The sequence below is a fragment of the Nocardia sp. NBC_01499 genome, assembly GCF_045040275.1.
In the GTDB taxonomy this organism is placed as follows: Bacteria; Actinomycetota; Actinomycetes; order Mycobacteriales; family Mycobacteriaceae; genus Nocardia.
Genome location: NZ_CP109426.1, coordinates 6,757,154 through 6,773,804 on the forward strand (window position 1 = coordinate 6,757,154; position 16,651 = coordinate 6,773,804).

At 64.2% G+C, this 16,651-nt stretch carries 11 protein-coding genes, 1 tRNA gene and 1 pseudogene; 7 read left to right on the plus strand and 6 right to left on the minus strand.

Going from position 1 to position 16,651, the window contains the following annotated elements; translation table 11 throughout:
* Positions 1-48: 48 nt before the first annotated feature.
* Positions 49-966 (plus strand): ribonuclease Z, encoded by a 918-nt coding sequence (locus OG203_RS30905; protein ID WP_405160752.1) that lies wholly within the window; start codon positions 49-51, stop codon positions 964-966.
* 138 nt (positions 967-1,104) lie between these two features.
* Positions 1,105-1,178 (plus strand) — tRNA-Leu (locus OG203_RS30910).
* An 831-nt stretch (positions 1,179-2,009) separates the two neighbouring features.
* Here OG203_RS30910 and OG203_RS30915 read toward each other — a convergent pair.
* Positions 2,010-2,492: pseudogene (locus tag OG203_RS30915) on the minus strand (recombinase family protein); the annotation flags it as partial.
* A gap of 27 nt (positions 2,493-2,519) precedes the next feature.
* On the opposite strand from OG203_RS30915, the gene OG203_RS30920 reads away from it, so the two are divergent.
* Positions 2,520-2,951, plus strand: a complete 432-nt coding sequence (locus OG203_RS30920) for a hypothetical protein (RefSeq protein WP_405160753.1) — start codon at positions 2,520-2,522, stop codon at positions 2,949-2,951.
* Between the two features lie 789 nt (positions 2,952-3,740).
* Here OG203_RS30920 and OG203_RS30925 read toward each other — a convergent pair.
* The 5 genes from OG203_RS30925 to OG203_RS30945 form a co-directional block, all read right to left on the minus strand.
* Positions 3,741-4,274: a GNAT family N-acetyltransferase gene (locus OG203_RS30925; RefSeq protein WP_405160754.1), complete on the minus strand. Its 534-nt coding sequence runs from the start codon at positions 4,272-4,274 to the stop codon at positions 3,741-3,743.
* A 24-nt stretch (positions 4,275-4,298) separates the two neighbouring features.
* Positions 4,299-5,510, minus strand: a complete 1,212-nt coding sequence (locus tag OG203_RS30930; protein WP_405160755.1) for an IS110 family transposase — start codon at positions 5,508-5,510, stop codon at positions 4,299-4,301.
* A 361-nt stretch (positions 5,511-5,871) separates the two neighbouring features.
* Complete coding sequence (locus OG203_RS30935) at positions 5,872-6,972, minus strand: serine hydrolase domain-containing protein (protein WP_405160756.1); 1,101 nt, start codon at positions 6,970-6,972, stop codon at positions 5,872-5,874.
* Positions 6,973-7,436: 464 nt separating this feature from the next.
* Positions 7,437-8,447, minus strand: coding sequence for a GAF domain-containing protein (locus OG203_RS30940; protein WP_405160757.1), 1,011 nt, complete (start codon positions 8,445-8,447; stop codon positions 7,437-7,439).
* A 22-nt stretch (positions 8,448-8,469) separates the two neighbouring features.
* A complete protein-coding gene (locus OG203_RS30945) occupies positions 8,470-9,840 on the minus strand; it encodes a cytochrome P450 (protein ID WP_405160758.1) in 1,371 nt (456 codons plus the stop codon).
* Between the two features lie 672 nt (positions 9,841-10,512).
* Between OG203_RS30945 and OG203_RS30950 the strand changes: the two genes are divergently transcribed.
* The 4 genes from OG203_RS30950 (at position 10,513) to OG203_RS30965 (ending at position 16,651) form a co-directional block, all read left to right on the plus strand.
* Positions 10,513-11,685, plus strand: a complete 1,173-nt coding sequence (locus OG203_RS30950) for a hypothetical protein (RefSeq protein WP_405160759.1) — start codon at positions 10,513-10,515, stop codon at positions 11,683-11,685.
* 417 nt (positions 11,686-12,102) lie between these two features.
* A complete protein-coding gene (locus OG203_RS30955) occupies positions 12,103-12,438 on the plus strand; it encodes a hypothetical protein (protein WP_405160760.1) in 336 nt (111 codons plus the stop codon).
* A 105-nt stretch (positions 12,439-12,543) separates the two neighbouring features.
* Positions 12,544-14,301 (plus strand): winged helix-turn-helix domain-containing protein, encoded by a 1,758-nt coding sequence (locus OG203_RS30960; protein ID WP_405160761.1) that lies wholly within the window; start codon positions 12,544-12,546, stop codon positions 14,299-14,301.
* A gap of 1,180 nt (positions 14,302-15,481) precedes the next feature.
* Positions 15,482-16,651, plus strand: coding sequence for an AAA family ATPase (locus OG203_RS30965; protein ID WP_405160762.1), 1,170 nt, complete (start codon positions 15,482-15,484; stop codon positions 16,649-16,651).

The window sequence follows — 16,651 nt, forward strand, 5'->3', positions numbered from 1 at the left end:
CGTGTCGAGGCACGCTTCGTGCGTTGGCGCGCGGGTAGCGTGACGAAGGTGTCGCAGCGGGAGCTCGTTGTCCTCGGGACTGCCAGTCAGGTGCCGACCAAGCAGCGCAATCACAACGGGTATTTGCTGCGGTGGGAGGACGAGGGGGTGCTGTTCGACCCGGGGGAGGGGACGCAGCGGCAGATGACCTACGCCGGGGTTTCGGCGACCGACATCACGCGGATCGCGATCACGCATTTCCACGGCGATCACAGCCTCGGGCTGGCCGGTGTGGTCCAGCGGATCAGTCTCGACCAGGTGCCGCACGCGGTCGACGTCTGCTTTCCCGCCTCGGGCGCCGAGTATTACGACCGGCTCGTCAATGCCACCTCCTACTATCGGCGAGCCGAATTGCGCCCTCGCCCAGTCGATCGGCCGGGCCCGGTGGACTTCCCCGGCGCGCCGTTCGCGGTGTCGGCGGTCGCGCTCTCCCATCCCGTCGACACCTTCGGCTATCGGCTCACCGAGCCATCCGGCCGTCGCATCCTGCCCGAGCGGCTGCGCGAGTTCGGACTGAGCGGTCCGATCATCACGCGGCTGCAACAGCAGGGCCACGTTGAAATGGCGGGTCGCACAATCACTCTCGACGAAGTCAGTGCACCCCGCCTCGGCCAGAGCTTCGCCTTCGTGATGGACACCCGTCTCTGCGACGGCGTCCACGAACTCGCCGCCGACACCGACATGCTCGTCATCGAGGCCACCTTCCTCGACGCCGACGCCACCCTCGCCGCCGAATACGGCCACCTCACCGCGGGTCAAGCCGCCCGCGTCGCCGCCGCCGCGGGCACCAGAACCCTCGTCCTCACCCACTTCTCCCAGCGCTACCGCGACCTGTCCGCGCACCTCGCCGAAGCCCGCGAACACTTCACCGGCACCATCCACATCGCCACCGACCTGACCCGAATCCCACTGCCGCCCAGGCGATAACACACGCCACCTGATCCGCCCTTCCGCCGCCCTTATTGGTCAATTGCCCGACATTCTCCAGGAGCACTCCGACACGTTGCACAGCTCGAGCGGTCGGAATTCCGGTACACCCGTACGACTCGGTACGCTGTCCCGAACGCCCCCATAGCCCAATTGGCAGAGGCAGTGGACTTAAAATCCATCGAGTGTCGGTTCGAGTCCGACTGGGGGCACTGTCTAGGAGCACACTGTGCGTGACCGGGGGATTCGTCGGCGCCCCCGGAAGTGGTCGCCGGGGCTATCGATAAAGAAGCCGTGACCTCGGCGATTTCGTCGGCGTAATCGGCTGGGAGGACCGCCTGTAGCGTCACCTCATTCGTCTCGTAGTGGACGCGGATCGTGAGTTGGGTTAGGTCGAACAGGCGGCCAACCAGCCCGGCGTGCGCGTTCTGCAGGTCTACCGCGAGGCGGGGGAGCGCATCTAGTAGATCCGCGTGCGCGGTTGTGGCGCGTTGGGGGGCATTGGCGTCGATGGTGTCCAAGTCCTCGATCGTGGCTAGCAGGGTGTGGCGCTGGGATTCGAGGTGGTTGTAGCGGTCTCGCAGGCGTTGGGTGAACGGATCGGCTGCGTCGGCATCTTCGGCTTGGTTGACTACGTTGTCTTGCTTTCGTTCAAGCTCGGCTAGTTGGCGACGGAGACGCTGCGACCTATCTTGTTGTTCGCGGCGCGCTGTGTCGCCTACGGTGTCGATGTCGGCGAGGAGTAGCTTCCGTCGGTGCGGTCCGAAGACCCGCTCGCTGAAGAATCGCTCGACTACCGTAGCGATGAGGTCCTCGCGGATGTAGATCGTGGCGGGGTGCCCAGCGTGCTTGTCTGGGCGACCCCGGTTGTTGGTCGCCGGATGACAGCGGTAATAGATGCCGCTAGGTCGCACCGTGCCAATCATTTTGCGACCGCAGTCGCAGACCACCCGGCGGCGGTACTGATAGCTGTGTTTGGCCCGTGCGTCGGTTTGCGGGTCGGTGCTGTCTCGGGATCGTTGGTGTTCGTGGAAGGCGGCGTTTATCTCGTCGAACATCCACTTCGGGATGAGCGGCTCGTGGGAGGGTTCGGTCGACCAGACCCACATCTGGGGCGGGTTGGCTTTGTTACGCGCGCCCCGGCTACGTCGTGCGCGTCGGTTATAGACCTGGTACCCGGTGTATTTCGGGTTCTTCAGTAGTTCGGCGACGCTGGATTTCGACCAGGCGCCCCGGGCGCGCAGTCGCCCAGGTGGCTGGGGTGGCGGGTGCCGTTCGAGGTTCTGGTTGAGGCGGTCAGCGATGGTGTCGCAGCCAAGCCGTTCGTGGTGGCGCCATTTGGCTATGAGAGTGACTGTCTCGGCGCAAGCTCCGTCAGGTTCGAGGCGGGTTTTGGTCACGCCCTTCTCAGCTTTGGCGGGATTCGGATGCCGCAGCTTATTGGCCTTGTATCCATAGGGTGGTTTTCCGATGTTGTAACCCTCGCGTATGTGGGTGCAGGTACCGCCCCACGACAGTTCAAGCATGTTTAGCACTTCATACTCGGCGACCGATTGATTGATACGGCGTTGCAGAATCTGCTGGGCGCGACCGCCAGAAAGGAGGATCGGCTCGTTGGATGCGAATATCGGGACTTCGGCGCGTTCGAGTTCGCGTTCCACCGAGAGGGTTTCGTACATCTTGCGGGCGATCCGGGACATGGATTCACAAATGACCACGTCGAAACGCCGGTTGGGAAGCTTAGCTTCGGCGAGAAGGTCGGCTATGCCCCCGGCGCGGGCGATCGGAATATCGAATCGTTCGTAGCCCGTTCCTTGTCCGCGCTGCTCCAACTCCATCCGGCCGGACTCGACATCGTAGAAATGGCATGCGATCACCCATGCCGGTGGCATAGCAAACTTGCTGCGTTCCAGTTGGCGAAGCAGCGATTGCCGGGGGTCTTGATGGTCTTCGGTGGAGGTTCGTCCTACCCATGCGACCCGTAACTCCTTGGCTTGCAGCGCGAGTGGTAGACCGAAGGGCGAGACGGCCAGATCGCTCAGCCCACCATTTCTGCCGGACGGGATAGTAGGGGATCCGCCCTCGGTGCGTCCATTCATGCGGCATGCCTCTCATCTTGCGGTCTGTTATATGTGGTTGTATCCGAATTGCTGATTAACCATGTGAGTAGGTCTCGGATAGCGCCGACCAGTTCCATGCGAAGCCAGTCTGATTCGATCCCTTTGGCATATCTCACATCCATTGTGAAATACCATTGCGAAGCATTAATTCCCCTAGTATCGACCACTTGGTGACCCGTTGTGTTGGGGTCTTTCTGTGCGACAGTCTGCAACTGGTCAGGAAGGTTCGGAGGGGCAGCGCCTTTTGCCTTTGACATTGTTTTCGTCTTAGAGTGTAGAGGTGCATTATCAGTATGGGTCCAGTACATGTCATCGCATCCGGAGTTCGCAACAATGCTCGGCGACGAATTCTGGTTTCGCAAAGTTCGGTCCGAGTAGCGACTGATATTATTGTCGTGGTTGGTCTGGCGCATACGTGCCTCCGAGGGTCGCGATGACCCGCTCTATAGATGGGTCATCTGCATACCTATTCACACTGGAATCTGGGCTTGGATTCGACACCAGAACCGCGACAGTTGGCATCCAAGCCGCCAGGGGCTACGGCGCTGTAGATGAGGGCCACAAGGCGGCCTGTGCTACCAGCTCTGCAAAATCTCTTCCCTGGACGGCTGTTGACTGTCGTTATGTGTGTGGGGGGGTGTCCCTATGTTCTTGTCAATCTGTCGGATTGCGGTCAATGCGCGGGCTCCCGGTGGGTTGGGCGAGTTCTATCCAGTAGCGTCGCGCGGGTCCGTGTTGGGTGTTGCGGACCTCTTCGAGGATGCCGCCGACGCGCTCGATCGTTTTTGCCGATGCGACGTTGTGCATGGCGCAGACGACCAGCACGCGGTCTATGCCGAGTACTTGTGCTTGGTTGAGCGTCCCGCCCAACGCCCAGGTGGCAAGCCCCCGTTGTCGGGCTGTCGGCCGGATGCCGAAGCCGATGTGCCCGGCCCACTTCACGTAGTCGTCGAAGCTGTGTCGGAGTGCGATCCCGCCGAGTACGCGGTCGTCTTCGGCGATCCACTGGTATGTGGTGTCTGGGTCGTTGGTCAGTCGTTTCACCCACGCCGTGAAACCGGCCTGCGAGTCGACCTCGTCGGTGGGCGCCAATCCGAACCCGTCTTCATGGGCGCCAGGACCCCACTCGGCATGCGCGTCGAGCCAGGCGTCGTGAAGGTGTGTGGTCGGCGCGATCAACTCGGGCATGTGCCGACTCTATCGAGCAGCTGGTCAGGCGGCTTTCACAATCGGATCGCGATAGAGCTCTTTGGTTTTCAGCATTGCGTAGAGGACGTCGCAGCGGCGGCGGGCCAGGCAGATGAGGGCGGCGTTGTGTTTCTTTCCTTCGTCGCGTTTTCGCGTGTAGTAGGCGCGACTGGCCGGGTCGTGCAGGGCGGCGAACGCGGACAAGAACAGGGCGCGTTTGAGTTTGTGGTTGCCGGATCGGGCGGGGTGTTCGCCGCGGATGGAGCTGCCGGAGCGGTGGGTGACCGGGGCGATGCCGGCGTAGGAGGCGAGGTGCCCGGCGGTGGCGAAGGCTGAGCCGTCGCCGACTTCGAGCAGGATGCGGGCTCCGGTCCTGACTCCGACGCCGGGCATCGAGGTCAGGACCTTGGCAAGAGGGTGATCATCGAGCATCCTCTCGATATCCTCGGCGACGCTCTTGCGTTGCAGCAGAACCGTTTTCAGAGAGTCGGCGAGTTTCGGCAGCACGATCTCGGCGGCGTTCGCGCCGGGAACGGTCACCGTCTGTGCGGGCAGCGCGGTCAGGATCTCCTCGACCAGCCGCGCGCCCATGCGTGGTGCGTGTCTGGTCGCGATCGTGGTGAGTTTGCGTCTGCCCGCCGCTCGGATGCCTTGCGGCCCACCGCAACGCGACAGAATCTCGAGGACCGCCGGATGCGAGATACGTGGTCCCAGAACGCGTTCGAGTGCGGGGTGGATGCTGGTGAGCAGTCCGCGGATCCGGTTGCTGGTGCGGGTGGCTTCACCTGCCAAGTCGTCGTCGAACCCGACGAGGACGCCGAGTTCGGTGAGGGTTTCGTCGCCGGTGTCGACGCGGCGCAGCGTGTGCGGCATCGTGCGGGCTGCGTCGGCGATGATGTAGGCGTCGCGGGCATCGGTTTTCGCTTGTCCTGGATAGAGATCGGCGATGCGGCGCATCGACAGCCCGGGCAGGTAGGCGACGTCGTGGCCGCAGGCGCGGGCGACGGTGACCGGTAGGGCGCCGATGGTGTTGGGCTGGTCGACCACGATCAACAGCGGGCCGCGGGCGGCGAGCTGGTCGAACACAGCCCGTAGCCGGGCTTCGTCGTTCGGTAATGCCTTGTCGTGCAACCGTTTTCCGTCGGTCGTATCGAGACCAACTGCGTGGTGCTCGCCTTTGCCCACGTCTATGCCGCAGATCACGGCATACGCCTGTGCCACTTTGCATTTCCTCATCGCGTCGAAATCCTGGAACGATCGCCGATCCAGCGTCAACGCCCGGCACCCACGTTACGAAGAGACCTACCAGCGGCCCTGTCCCCATCAGCGGTCCGTCGACGCCACCAGAACCCGGCGACACCACCCCCCGGATCATGAGAAAGACAGGGGCCCCCGGATCATGAGAAAGACAGGGGGAAGAAGTCATACCGGGCCTGGCGACCGTGGCCCCGTGTCCGGGGCCACGAAGAAGGTAACGGGGGGGCCAACCTACCAGGTGGTACTTCTCTCGAAGGTCAGGGTTCAAGGGGCGGTCTGAACCCTCGACGCGGTCCTGGACCGCCGGGTGGGAACGACGGGCCTTGCGCGGGCACGGACGCTATCGGAATGTCTGGCTGTTGCAGGCGAGGATGTTGCAGGTGCTGTTGGGAAACAGGTCTGCCAGTAGGACCGAGGGGTCAGCGAAGTTGAGCGGGTCGAAGCTGAGATTCGTCGGTGGGGGTTGATAGGGGCCGGGGTCTGGGATGTGGGTGTCGGTGACTGCGCGCATGAGGATGCGAAAGAAGTTGTAGTAGAGGTCGGAGGTGCCGGGGTCGGCGCTGAGCAGGGTGCCGATGTCGGGGGCGGTGTCGCCGAGGGCGCCGATCCAGGTGACGGTCATGTGCAGGCTGGGGATGATGAAGTTGTTCTGGTGCAGGAAACCCACCATGGCGAATAGGTCGGCGGGCGCGCTCGGGATCATGTTGTGCGCCACCGTTATTGCGGAGGGGAAGGCGGCGCTGGTGCACGATTGGCCGCGGTTGGTCCAGAACAGGTAGCCGTAGCAGCCGTTGGTGAGGGTGGGTTCGGCTGCCTGGCGCAGATATTGCTCCGACAGCACCCGGTGTCCGTTCCAGACACCGCCGTTCTGGACCATGAGGCCGAGTTTGGCGTACTGGGGCGCGGTCATCATCAGGTTCGAGGATCCATAAGTGTTCCCAGCGCGGTCCCGCAACCAGACGTAGGTGTCTGCGGGGATTCCGATAGGTCCGAATAGGTTCTCCTGCGCGAAAGTTTGCAGGTCTTGACCGACGGCCTGCCCCACGATGAAGGCGAGCAGGTCCACTGGGCGCTGGCCGTAAACGAAATGCGTGCCGGGCGGGTGGTCGAGTGGCTGAGCGAGCGCTTCCTGGGCGATGTCGGGATCCGACAGCAACGACGCGGCCTCACTGATGATCGACTGCCGCAGTCCCGACGTCTGAGTCAGCAGATCACCGATAGTGATGGCGCGATGGGCATCGTCTCCCCAGGCAGGTCCGGCAGGCCGGTACTTTCCGATCGGATCATCGACGGCGAGCAGACCACGCTCGGCGGCGATGCCGACCAGCAAGGAGACGACCGACTTCGCCGAGCTCCACACCGGTAATGGAATCGAGTCGATCGCCTGCTCGAGCGATCCGGCCCCGACCCGGCAGTTGTTGCGGAAAATCTGCACCGACACACGCATGTGAGAGGTCGCATAGTCGATCGCTTGTTGGACCACGCTCGGATCCAAGGATTGCTCTTGCGGTGGCGCGGACTGGAATTGGCTGCCCGAGCTGGGTAAGACACATACCGGGTCGAGCGGCCCAGCGTGGGAAATCGGGAACGTCACAAAGGCCAGACACCCGGTCAGCACGGCAATGACGGTCGGATGCCGGGCCGATCTGAGCAGACGTACCACCTCGTCACCTCGTCGTGATCGCGGTCGGGTCGTTCTCCACGTAATGAGTGCACAGGATGCGACTCGCGTCTTAACTCTAACTCCAAACGCAGCCAGGCTCTGCGAACTGTCTTTGCCAATCCGGACAGCAGGCGGCTCAGGCCGACGTTGGCGAGGTTGCCGCGCGGTGTCAGCACGAGGGTCTTGGCGGGGGCGCATAGAGACTGGGAAGGTCGCCAGACCTGAGATGCGCGCCTGATGGTTTACGGCTGTTGTGGGTTGTGGTCGTCGGCTTTGACGATGCGGATGATGTGCAGGATGCGGCCGACCTCTCCGGGGTATCGGCGGGAGGTGATGTCGACTGTTTGCCATCCGGTGTCGGTGTTGGCTCGGATGCGGGCTCGGGTGGTCATTTCGATTGTGGGGCAGGCTGGTTCGAGCAGGGCTTGGGTCCGCCTGAGTGCCGACCAGGAATCGGGGTGGATGAGGGCGGGGTCGCCGTCGCGCTGCCAGTCGATCCAGTTGGGCACCTTGCCGATCCAGGACGAGATGGTCGGTGGGCTCGAGCGTGCGCCGAAGGCGAGCAGCGCCGCGGCGGGTCCGTCGGTGGAGTCTTCGTTGGTGAGGCGCAGTGTTTCGAACGGGCCGATGACCGGGGGGTCGATGTCGGTGACGTCGTGGGTGAGGGCGCGGACTCCCACGTGGCGTTCGTCGTTGCGTCCGCGCGCCATGATCTGCCAGTTCATCAGGTGGCCGTCGTCGTGGAGGATGCACAGGCTCGACTCGAACTGCGCGTCAGGGGTAGGGCTGTTCGCTATTTCGATGAGTTGGGGTATGTCGTCGAAACGCAAGACTTTCCGGAATATCTCGCCAGGGGATCGGATGCCTTTCCAGGCCGAGGCGTCGTTGGTGCTCATGAGCCAGGATTCGAGGCGTTGCTGGACTTGGAGGTCGCCGAGGTTCCACCGGAGGCCGGCGGCGGGTCTGGGCTGGGGAGCGTCGACGCTGGGGTCTCCGATCCATAGGTGCATCGCATAGACGTCATCTTCGGGCCCCAGGATTGGCACGATTTCCACTCGACGGTTGCCCAAGCGGCCCGACATTCGCTGGTCCAGGTGTGAGCCGCTGCCGCGTGCCCAGTTCAGCGCGCCTACCGCGTCGATGCCTTCGTCGCGTTCGATGCGGAAGATCGAGACCCACTCTTTTCGCGCTCCGTCTTTGGCGACGATGCTCATCGAGGACGGGCCAAGGCATTCGACGAGGTACCACGTCATCGGGGGCCTCTTTTCAGACTGCTTACGGACGGGGCGTCAGGTGCAGGGTGATCGGCTCGGGGCTGAGGGCGGCGCGTTCGCGGATCCGCAGCTCATCGGAGGTCGACAGAACGAATGCGTCGAGGATGCGGGCCAGCAGCACCGTGGCCTCGTGGATAGCGAAGACGCGACCGATACAGGATCGCGGCCCAGCTCCCCAGGGTTTGAAGAACCGGTCGGGGTAGCGGCGCAGCGCTGCCGGATCGAACCGGTCGGGGTCGAAACTGCTGGCGGTGGGTCCCCAGACGTCGGTGTCGCGCTGGGCGGCGAGGCTGAGCACGAAAACCGCACGACCGGCAGGGATTTCGTACCCGCCGACGTTCTGGTCTGTGCGGGCGACTCGGAAGAAGCCGGGGGCGATGGGCCACATCCGCAGGACTTCGTTGAGCATCTGGCGGGTCAACCTCATACCGGCGACGCCGTCGTAGTCGTGGCCCCGAGCACGGATCTCGTCGGCGAGTTCATGCTGCAGGTCGGCATCGGAAGCGAGGTAGTGCAAAGCGATCTGCAAGAGCGCGGCCGTGGTGAGATGACCGGCGACCAGGAACGTGATGACTTGGTTGCGCACGTTGTCGAGCGGCAACGCCTGCCCTGTGTCAGGGTCGACCGTAGTGAGCATCAGGTTGAGCAGGTCCCCGGTCTCCTTGGGGTGAGCTCGGCGTTCAGCGACGATGCGGTCGACGTAGTCACACATCGCGGCGTGCCTGCGTTTGACCCCCGGGGTGCGCCAGAGGGCTCGCAGGTTGCCGACGATCGGCAGGTCGTTGGTGGCCTCACCCGCCCAGCGCAAGACGAAGTCGAGTTCGCGGACGAATCGCTGCGCGTCGGTGCTGCCAGGGGTGGGGTGGAACAGGCCGAGGTCTTGGCCGAATCCGGCCCGGCCGATGACTTCCACGGTCGCTCGGGCCATGGCCGAGTGCGCGTCGACCGAGCCACCCACGGTCGACCATTCGGCGAGGAGATCGTCGGCGACCGAACTCATTGCTTCGTGATAGGCGCGCATGGCCTGCTGGGTGAAACCCGGGGTCAGGATGCGGTGCGCCTGCCCCCACAAAGGGTCGCTGCTGCGCGCGGAGAAAAGTCCGTCGGGAGCGAGCATCCTGAGGTTCGCGGTCGGTCCGACAAGCGCTCTTCCCCAATTATTTTCGTCGCAGCATTGCGCAGCGAGCCGGGCACCGGCCACCACTACCAGTCGGGCGCCGAGAATCTTGCGCTGGAAGATCGGCCCGAGCTCGGCGGCCAGCCTGGTCTCGTGCTGCGTAGGGCGGACACGGTCCACGCTCGACACGTCGCCCAGCAGCGGGAGGCGGCCGGGAGCATGGGGAAGCCGGTCGATCGGCAGAGTGCTGGACATCACTGTCATACCTCTAGGCTCTCACAGTTGATAGCTGGGGTGAGCGCCCACCAGGCCTCCTGGTTTTTCCTGCCACTTGAAACAAACCGACGAGTGTGATTCACTTCACACGTGCTGGGTGGCTGATCCCCGGCCGTGAGGTCCAACTCCACAGATGCGCTGGCTGCGCAAGCCTGCGCGCGTGGACAACCACCTCACGGAGGACGCCATGGCAGCTATTCGTCGGTCAAGAACCTCGCCCGTCCCTGTCGGCAATGGGGGATTCGCGCATTCGGTGGCGCTCTCCCAGATCACCCGTTTCGCTGTCTGCGATTCCCGACGCGGGGACGTCCATCGCCTGCCTTCGGTAAGTCGTCACTTGCCGCAGGAGCGCGCGGATCCGGGCAGCTGCAATAGATGCCGTGATCCCCGGCTGGCTCGCCCTCGGCTTCGACCTCGCGCCAGAACGCCGACCGTCTGCGAGAGGTCCTGTACCGCAATAAGCCTCGTTGTCTGTTCTTGTCGGTCACGAGCCTCCCCACGCGCACTCGCTCGACGCGCATTGCGCCCTGGCTCATGCGGCACGCCTGACATTGCGGTACCTGCCGCCTTCCATACAAACCCGGCTTACGCACAGCGGTGGTGACGACGAACCCGCCTCTGTCAACAGCCGACAAAGATTGGAGCACAACGATGTCTGAGACGAAAAGTTCTGCGGATCTGGTCGAACCGGCGCTGGCCTCGGTTGTTCGTGCGGCCGGGACCGTGCACACGACGGTGGGTATCTGGCTGGTGTGGATGCACGAGCGTCGGGTGTTGTCGTGGGAGTGGGTCAACCGTCTGGATGTGCCAGTGCCCGTGTGCTTTCCGGCAGGGGCGAACGCGGTGGTGATCGTCGCGGTCGCGCCGACCCGGATTGCCGGAGCAGTCATCGGTCGTGTAGATGTGATTTGCGAGCAAGCCGAAGCAGCGGGTTTGACTGCTGAGGCGGTGCACGTGTCGGCGTTGAAGGCTGGTGCCTTATGGACCTGCCTGCGCGCGAACGGTTTCGGTGGCATCGTTCCCATGCTCACCGATACAGACAGGCCTGTGATGCGGCGTCGGCGATGGGGTCGGTTCGTCGGTACCCGATCGCTGCGGCGGATCTCGGCTTTGGTCATGGCTCCGGTCGTATACGTCGTCTGTGCGATGGCCGGGGCCGCCGACCCGGGTGGTCAGGCCGGGGTAATCGCGGCCCCGGGTCCCGGGCAGGCAGGCGTTACAGCGGTACCGGCGAAACCACCACAGCACCGTCTTGGACCAGATGTGACAGTGAACGTCCCGCGATCACAGTCGCCGGTTCCGCAGCGCGCTACGCCCCGCGAGTGGTCGGAGCCGGACAGGTACGACGCACCCGACCGCTACTCGGTGGAAGAGGTTGTGGATGACACGCTCCACGTCGGTACCGCCCGGATCGCACGCCCGGAATGGTTGGCCCGGGAGCTGGTGGGCTCAGAGCGCGCGTGGAACGGCTACCTGGCCGGCCAGGCCGGAATCGGCCTCGCTCGAGCCCACACCGTCGTCGGAGAAGGCGCCCAGAGTCTCGCAGAGGCCGGACTCACCGACCTCGCGGCCGTGGCCGGCGAGGCCGCTGGCGCCGCGGTGGCCGAGGCGAGTGCGGTGGTGGGCTCCGGCGAGGGCGAACTGCCTGAGCAAGGGCTCGCGGAGTTGACCGAGATCGCCGTAGCGACGCTGCCGCAGTGGCAGAACCCGGCACCGGCGTTGGATAGGGCGCCCGGCGCAGTCTCGACCGGGGAGCTGGTCGGCGCACAGATCCAGTCCCAGGTGGATGGGTGGCTGTCCCAACTACCACCCATCCAAGTCTGATCGAGGGGGAATGTGATGCCTACCAACGACATTGCGGGGCCTGAGGGCGAGATGGTCACGATCGACGAAACCGACGGCCAGGTGTATGGGTTCGCGCGATGGCTGGCCGATCTCGCGGCCAGCCACGACGACACAGGCCATCCGGGATGGCTTGCTCCGCCGAGGACCCGCCACCGCGGTCTAGGCGATAGCCGCCGGTATCCGCGAGCCGTCGTGCTAATCACTGCCGCGTCGGTGCTCATGATCGGAACCTTCCTCGTCGTCAATGGCGGGGAAAGGGTGCCGGAGACGGCGAGCGATAGCACGCAGGTGTATGTCCCGACATCTATGCCTGACCGGTCGGAGACGACCGCAGCCACCGCGATCGTCAGCGGAACCGCGCCCCAACGGTGTCAGTCAGGTGTAGGTAGGGAGGTTATGGCCGATGCCGCCGGACCCTGGGTCGCGAGTGGCCATCAGGCGATCGTGGCATTCGAGTACGCCTACTACGTCGCCCGCGATGCGAGCCAGGCCCGGGCCGCGGTGGCCTCGGACGCGGCGGTGCCACCACCGGAGCAGATTCAGGCGGGCATCGATTCCGTCCCAGCGGACACGACCTATTGCGTCCGGATCCGCGCTCTTGTGGGCGGGCAATACCTGGTGGAACTGACCGAGGCGCGGCCGGGAGAACAGGAAACCACATGGAGGCAGCGGATTTCGACCGCCGAAGTTAATGGGCACGTCGTGATCACCTCGATCGCAGCAACCCCCTAACCAACCCAGCCGAACAAACCAAAAAACGACAGAGGACGGACTACTACGAGAAGAGGGGGAACGCTGATGTTGATCGCCATCACGGGCATTGGTCCCAGGACCGGGGTGACGACCGCTGCTGTCGCGTTGTCGGCAGCGTGGCCCGGACCCGAACATGCGGTGCTGATCGAGGCCGATCCACGCGGAGGCCGCCTGGCCGAGCATGTACTGGCCGGGACCGGACTCGGGTTGGTGCGTCTGGCCGCGGCGGTGGGCACGGGTCGCTGCGGGCTGGCGCAGCTGGTTGAGCACACCCAGCTGCTCTCGACCGGGGTGTCGGTGCTCACCGCCCCCGGCACAGCCGAGCAGGTTCGCGCGATGCTCGCTGCTCCGGCGCTGTCGGCGAGCCAGACGCACCGGATCGATGACGGCAGTGTGGTGGTAATCGCCGATTGCGGCATCGCGCACCCGGCCTCGGCGGCGATGCCGATCATGGCAGGCGCCGATGCCCTGATCGTGCTCGTTCGCGCGGAGGCCACCGACCTCAGGCTCGCGGCCCGCCGGATCCGCGAGATCGCCGGCTGGAATACCCGGGCTCGGGCTGTCGTTCTGGTGGGTTCGGATCCGATCGGCGAGCCTCTGCGCGAGCTCGGCGTGCCGGTGATGGGAAGGTTGCCCACGGATGCTCATGGCGTGAGCGTCTTGCTCCACGGTGACCGCCCTAGCCGTCACCGCGGTGCCCTCGCGGTGGCGGCCCGCGAGATCGCGACCGGCCTGCGAGCCCAGCTCGTCGCAGACGGATCGCCACTCTTGCCTGCAGTGGGTGCGCGATGTGGTCGAGGTCGATCGCGGCCACGGTGGCGAGATCTCCTACCCGGCAGCGATATCGGGCCCTCGGTGTATCGCCACTCAGGACGGCTTACGAATCGAGACCTCGCCCCGCACATCGAGCCGACACCCACGCCTTTCTGCCTGGCGCAGGGTGTAGAGCCGGAGGTGAACGATGTCGAACTGGAGATCACTACATCGAGTCCGGCCCCGTCCACTGACCGCGCGTCGGTGAAGGGCACGGTGGGGGCGCGGACGTCGACAGTGTCGGATGAACATGGTGCGCCGATTCCCTCGTTGACTGTGAACGTTCTCGGGCCGCTGCGTGTCACCTGGCATGATGCGCCCGGTGCGGGAGGCGCTATCGACATCACGAGCAAGCTGCAGCCTCGTAGTCGTGAATTGGTGGCGTTGCTGGCCTTGCACCCCGGAGGCATACCCCGGGATCGACTCGTCGAGGCGCTGTGGGGTGCGCGCTGCCCCGCCCGGCCGACCAATGCCATCAACACAGCCCTGACCCGTCTACGTGCCGCGCTGGCAGCGGCAACCAACGGCGCAGCGCCAGCCAGCATCAGTACCGACGACCGGATCCGATATCAGCTCAACCCGGCGAATGTGGCGGTGGACTACTGGAGGTTCGCCGCAGCGGTCGACGCGCGCCGCTGGGCAGTCACCGACCACGATCGCCTGGACGCCTGCCGCAGCATTATCGAGTCCGCAGGCGGCCCTGTCGCGCAAGATCTCTGTGCCGACTGGGTCGAGCCGCTGCGTGAGGCGGTGCGCCGCGATCACCTCAATGCCTTGGGAGCGTTGGCACGCAACCTCGTCGATGACGATCCACGCCGCACCCTCGACCTGCTCGAAACCGCCATCGCGGCCGACCCTTACAACGAGCTGATCTACCGCGACATCGTGCGCCTGCACGCCACTCTCGGCGAACACGACGCCATCGAACGCACCATGGTGCTGCTGGGGCGCCGGTTGGCCGAGTTAGGGCAGACACCGACTGACCAGACCCGCGAGCTGGCCCAACGACTTCGCCGGCAAGCCCCGTAAGACGCATTTCTGATGGACACAGACCTGACCCTTACAAAAGCGAGAAGTCCCCGCTGGAGCCACCCCGGACTGGCTTACCGCTGTAGCCATGTGTGGGCAGCGCAGGAACGGCGACGCCACGATCCTCGCCAGCATTGTCATGATCACCGGTCCCATGAGGTCGGTTGCTGATATCGAGCCCGTCGCCTCTGCGGGGCTCGCGACCTGGGGTCCGGATCCCTTTGGTAGTACGGAGCTGAATAACAAACTCGGCACGTCATACCAGCGCCAGCGGGGAGCTCGCGGTCAGTATCACCCGAGACGTATTTGTTTCGCGAAAATACTCTAGGTACATGAGGCGTAAGTTGAGTAATCGTTGTACGTCCTGCGGCGAAGGCCCTTTGCTTTCCTGACTCGAGACCATGAGCCTACTACGACTTCGACGGTCACGGAGGTCGCCTGGTCCGCGCCTGTCGGGAATGGAATTGCGACGCTCAGAATTGGGCGCTACCATTTGATGTATATTGCTTGCGTTCATCGGGTCGATTATTTAAACGCGATTTGTAGCGTCCTCTCCCGAATGGGAAGTTTCATACCTCGGCAGAGAATTTGAACGCGATGCGGGATATTTCATAGTTTATCGCCAGGTTAGATAATGTGTCCGAAAGTAATGTGCCAGATCGTTGGTTCGACCGTTGGTGCAACCGTCGGCGTGTGCCGTGGTGCGGTTAGGGTGCACCACTTGCGCTATGCGATCTGTCCAGCTAGTGGCCATTTTTCGTGGTTCGATATGTTCCCCGGGTCAAGTCCCCACAAGGCATGGATACATAGGGCGGGCCGGTGTATTTCGAGGACTAATCGACCATATTCTCCGTTCTCCTGCGTTGGGCTGCAATCGGTTATTCTCATTTATTTCTCGTCCACCGATATGCCTTCGTCATTCTTTTGAGGCGCGTTGGTGTCGGTGAATTTGGGATCGGGAAGTGTCAATGTATATCTGATTTGTCGCGAATCCGTTCGATTCTCGGGGGAATTCGTGGAAATAGTTCGCGAATTCGCTTGAATTCTGATGTCGAGTCGAGTTAGCGTTGATGGGTACCCGGGAAATCCGGAAACCGACAACCCGAATTCCGGCAGCGCCACCCGTATGCAACGATCCGGTGTGAACGGTGCGGCGTCACTATTGGCAAAGGAGAACGCGATGACATCACCCACCACGTCATCGGCACCCGTCGCGGGGGCACGATTGGGTAATGGTGAGTTGCGGCGCATGGTCGCGCGGGTATTGGCCGATAACCCGGGAACCGATTACAGCCCCCGGGAAATCGCGAAACTTCTCGGCCATTCATCCGGCGCGATCGGCAACGCCCTGGCGGCACTGGTGACCGGGGGCAGCGCTGAACAGACATGCGCCGCACCGCGCCGCTACCGGGCCAACGCGGGCACCGCTGCCGTGGCCGCTGTCGCACCCACCCCAGCGGCTCCGGCGGCCCCCGCTGCGCCGCGTCGCGCTCGCAAAACCACCCCAGCACCCGCCGCGTCTCCCCCTGCGCCCCCGGCGGGGCGGGGCGTGACCGGTCCGGTAACGCGCCCTAGTGGGCAGCTGTACCACCCGCGCGCCCTGGCCGGGATGGCCGATGTCGATGTGCTGGCACGCATGCGCGCCAACGAGATGCCGGTGCTGTTGTACGGGCCACCCGGAACAGGGAAGACGGCGCTGATCGAGGCCGCGTACCCGGATTTGCTGACCGTGCAGGGCGACGCCGACACCACTGTCGCCGACTTCGTAGGTGAGTACATCCAAACCCCCGACGGCCGATACGAGTTCGTCCACGGCCCACTCGTTCGCGCGATGCGCGAAGGCCGAGTCCTGTTCGTCGACGACGCGACCCTGATCCCGCCCAGTGTGCTGGCCGTGGTGTACCCGGCCATGGACGGACGGAAAGAGATCGTGATCAAAGCCAACAGCGGCGAGGTAATCACCGCCGCGCCAGGGTTTTTCGTCGTCGCCGGACACAACCCGGGCGTGCACGGCGCGATCTTGTCCGATGCGTTGTCGTCGCGGTTCGGGTTCCAGATCCACGTGTCCAGCGATTTCGAGCTCGCCACCCAACTCGGTGTTCCAGCGAACGCGATCAGGGTGGCGCGCAATCTGGCCACCCGCCACACCAAGGGCGAGATCGGGTGGGCACCGCAGCTCCGGGAATTGCTGGCGTTCAAAAAGATTGCCGACACTCTCGGCATCGCGACCGCTGCGGCGAACCTGGTCGGCACCGCCCCCGAGGACGACCGCGCCATCGTCGCCGGTGTCGTCAAATCGGTGTTCGGCACCGACTACCAACCGTTGGCGCTCGGCACCCGCTTCACCTAA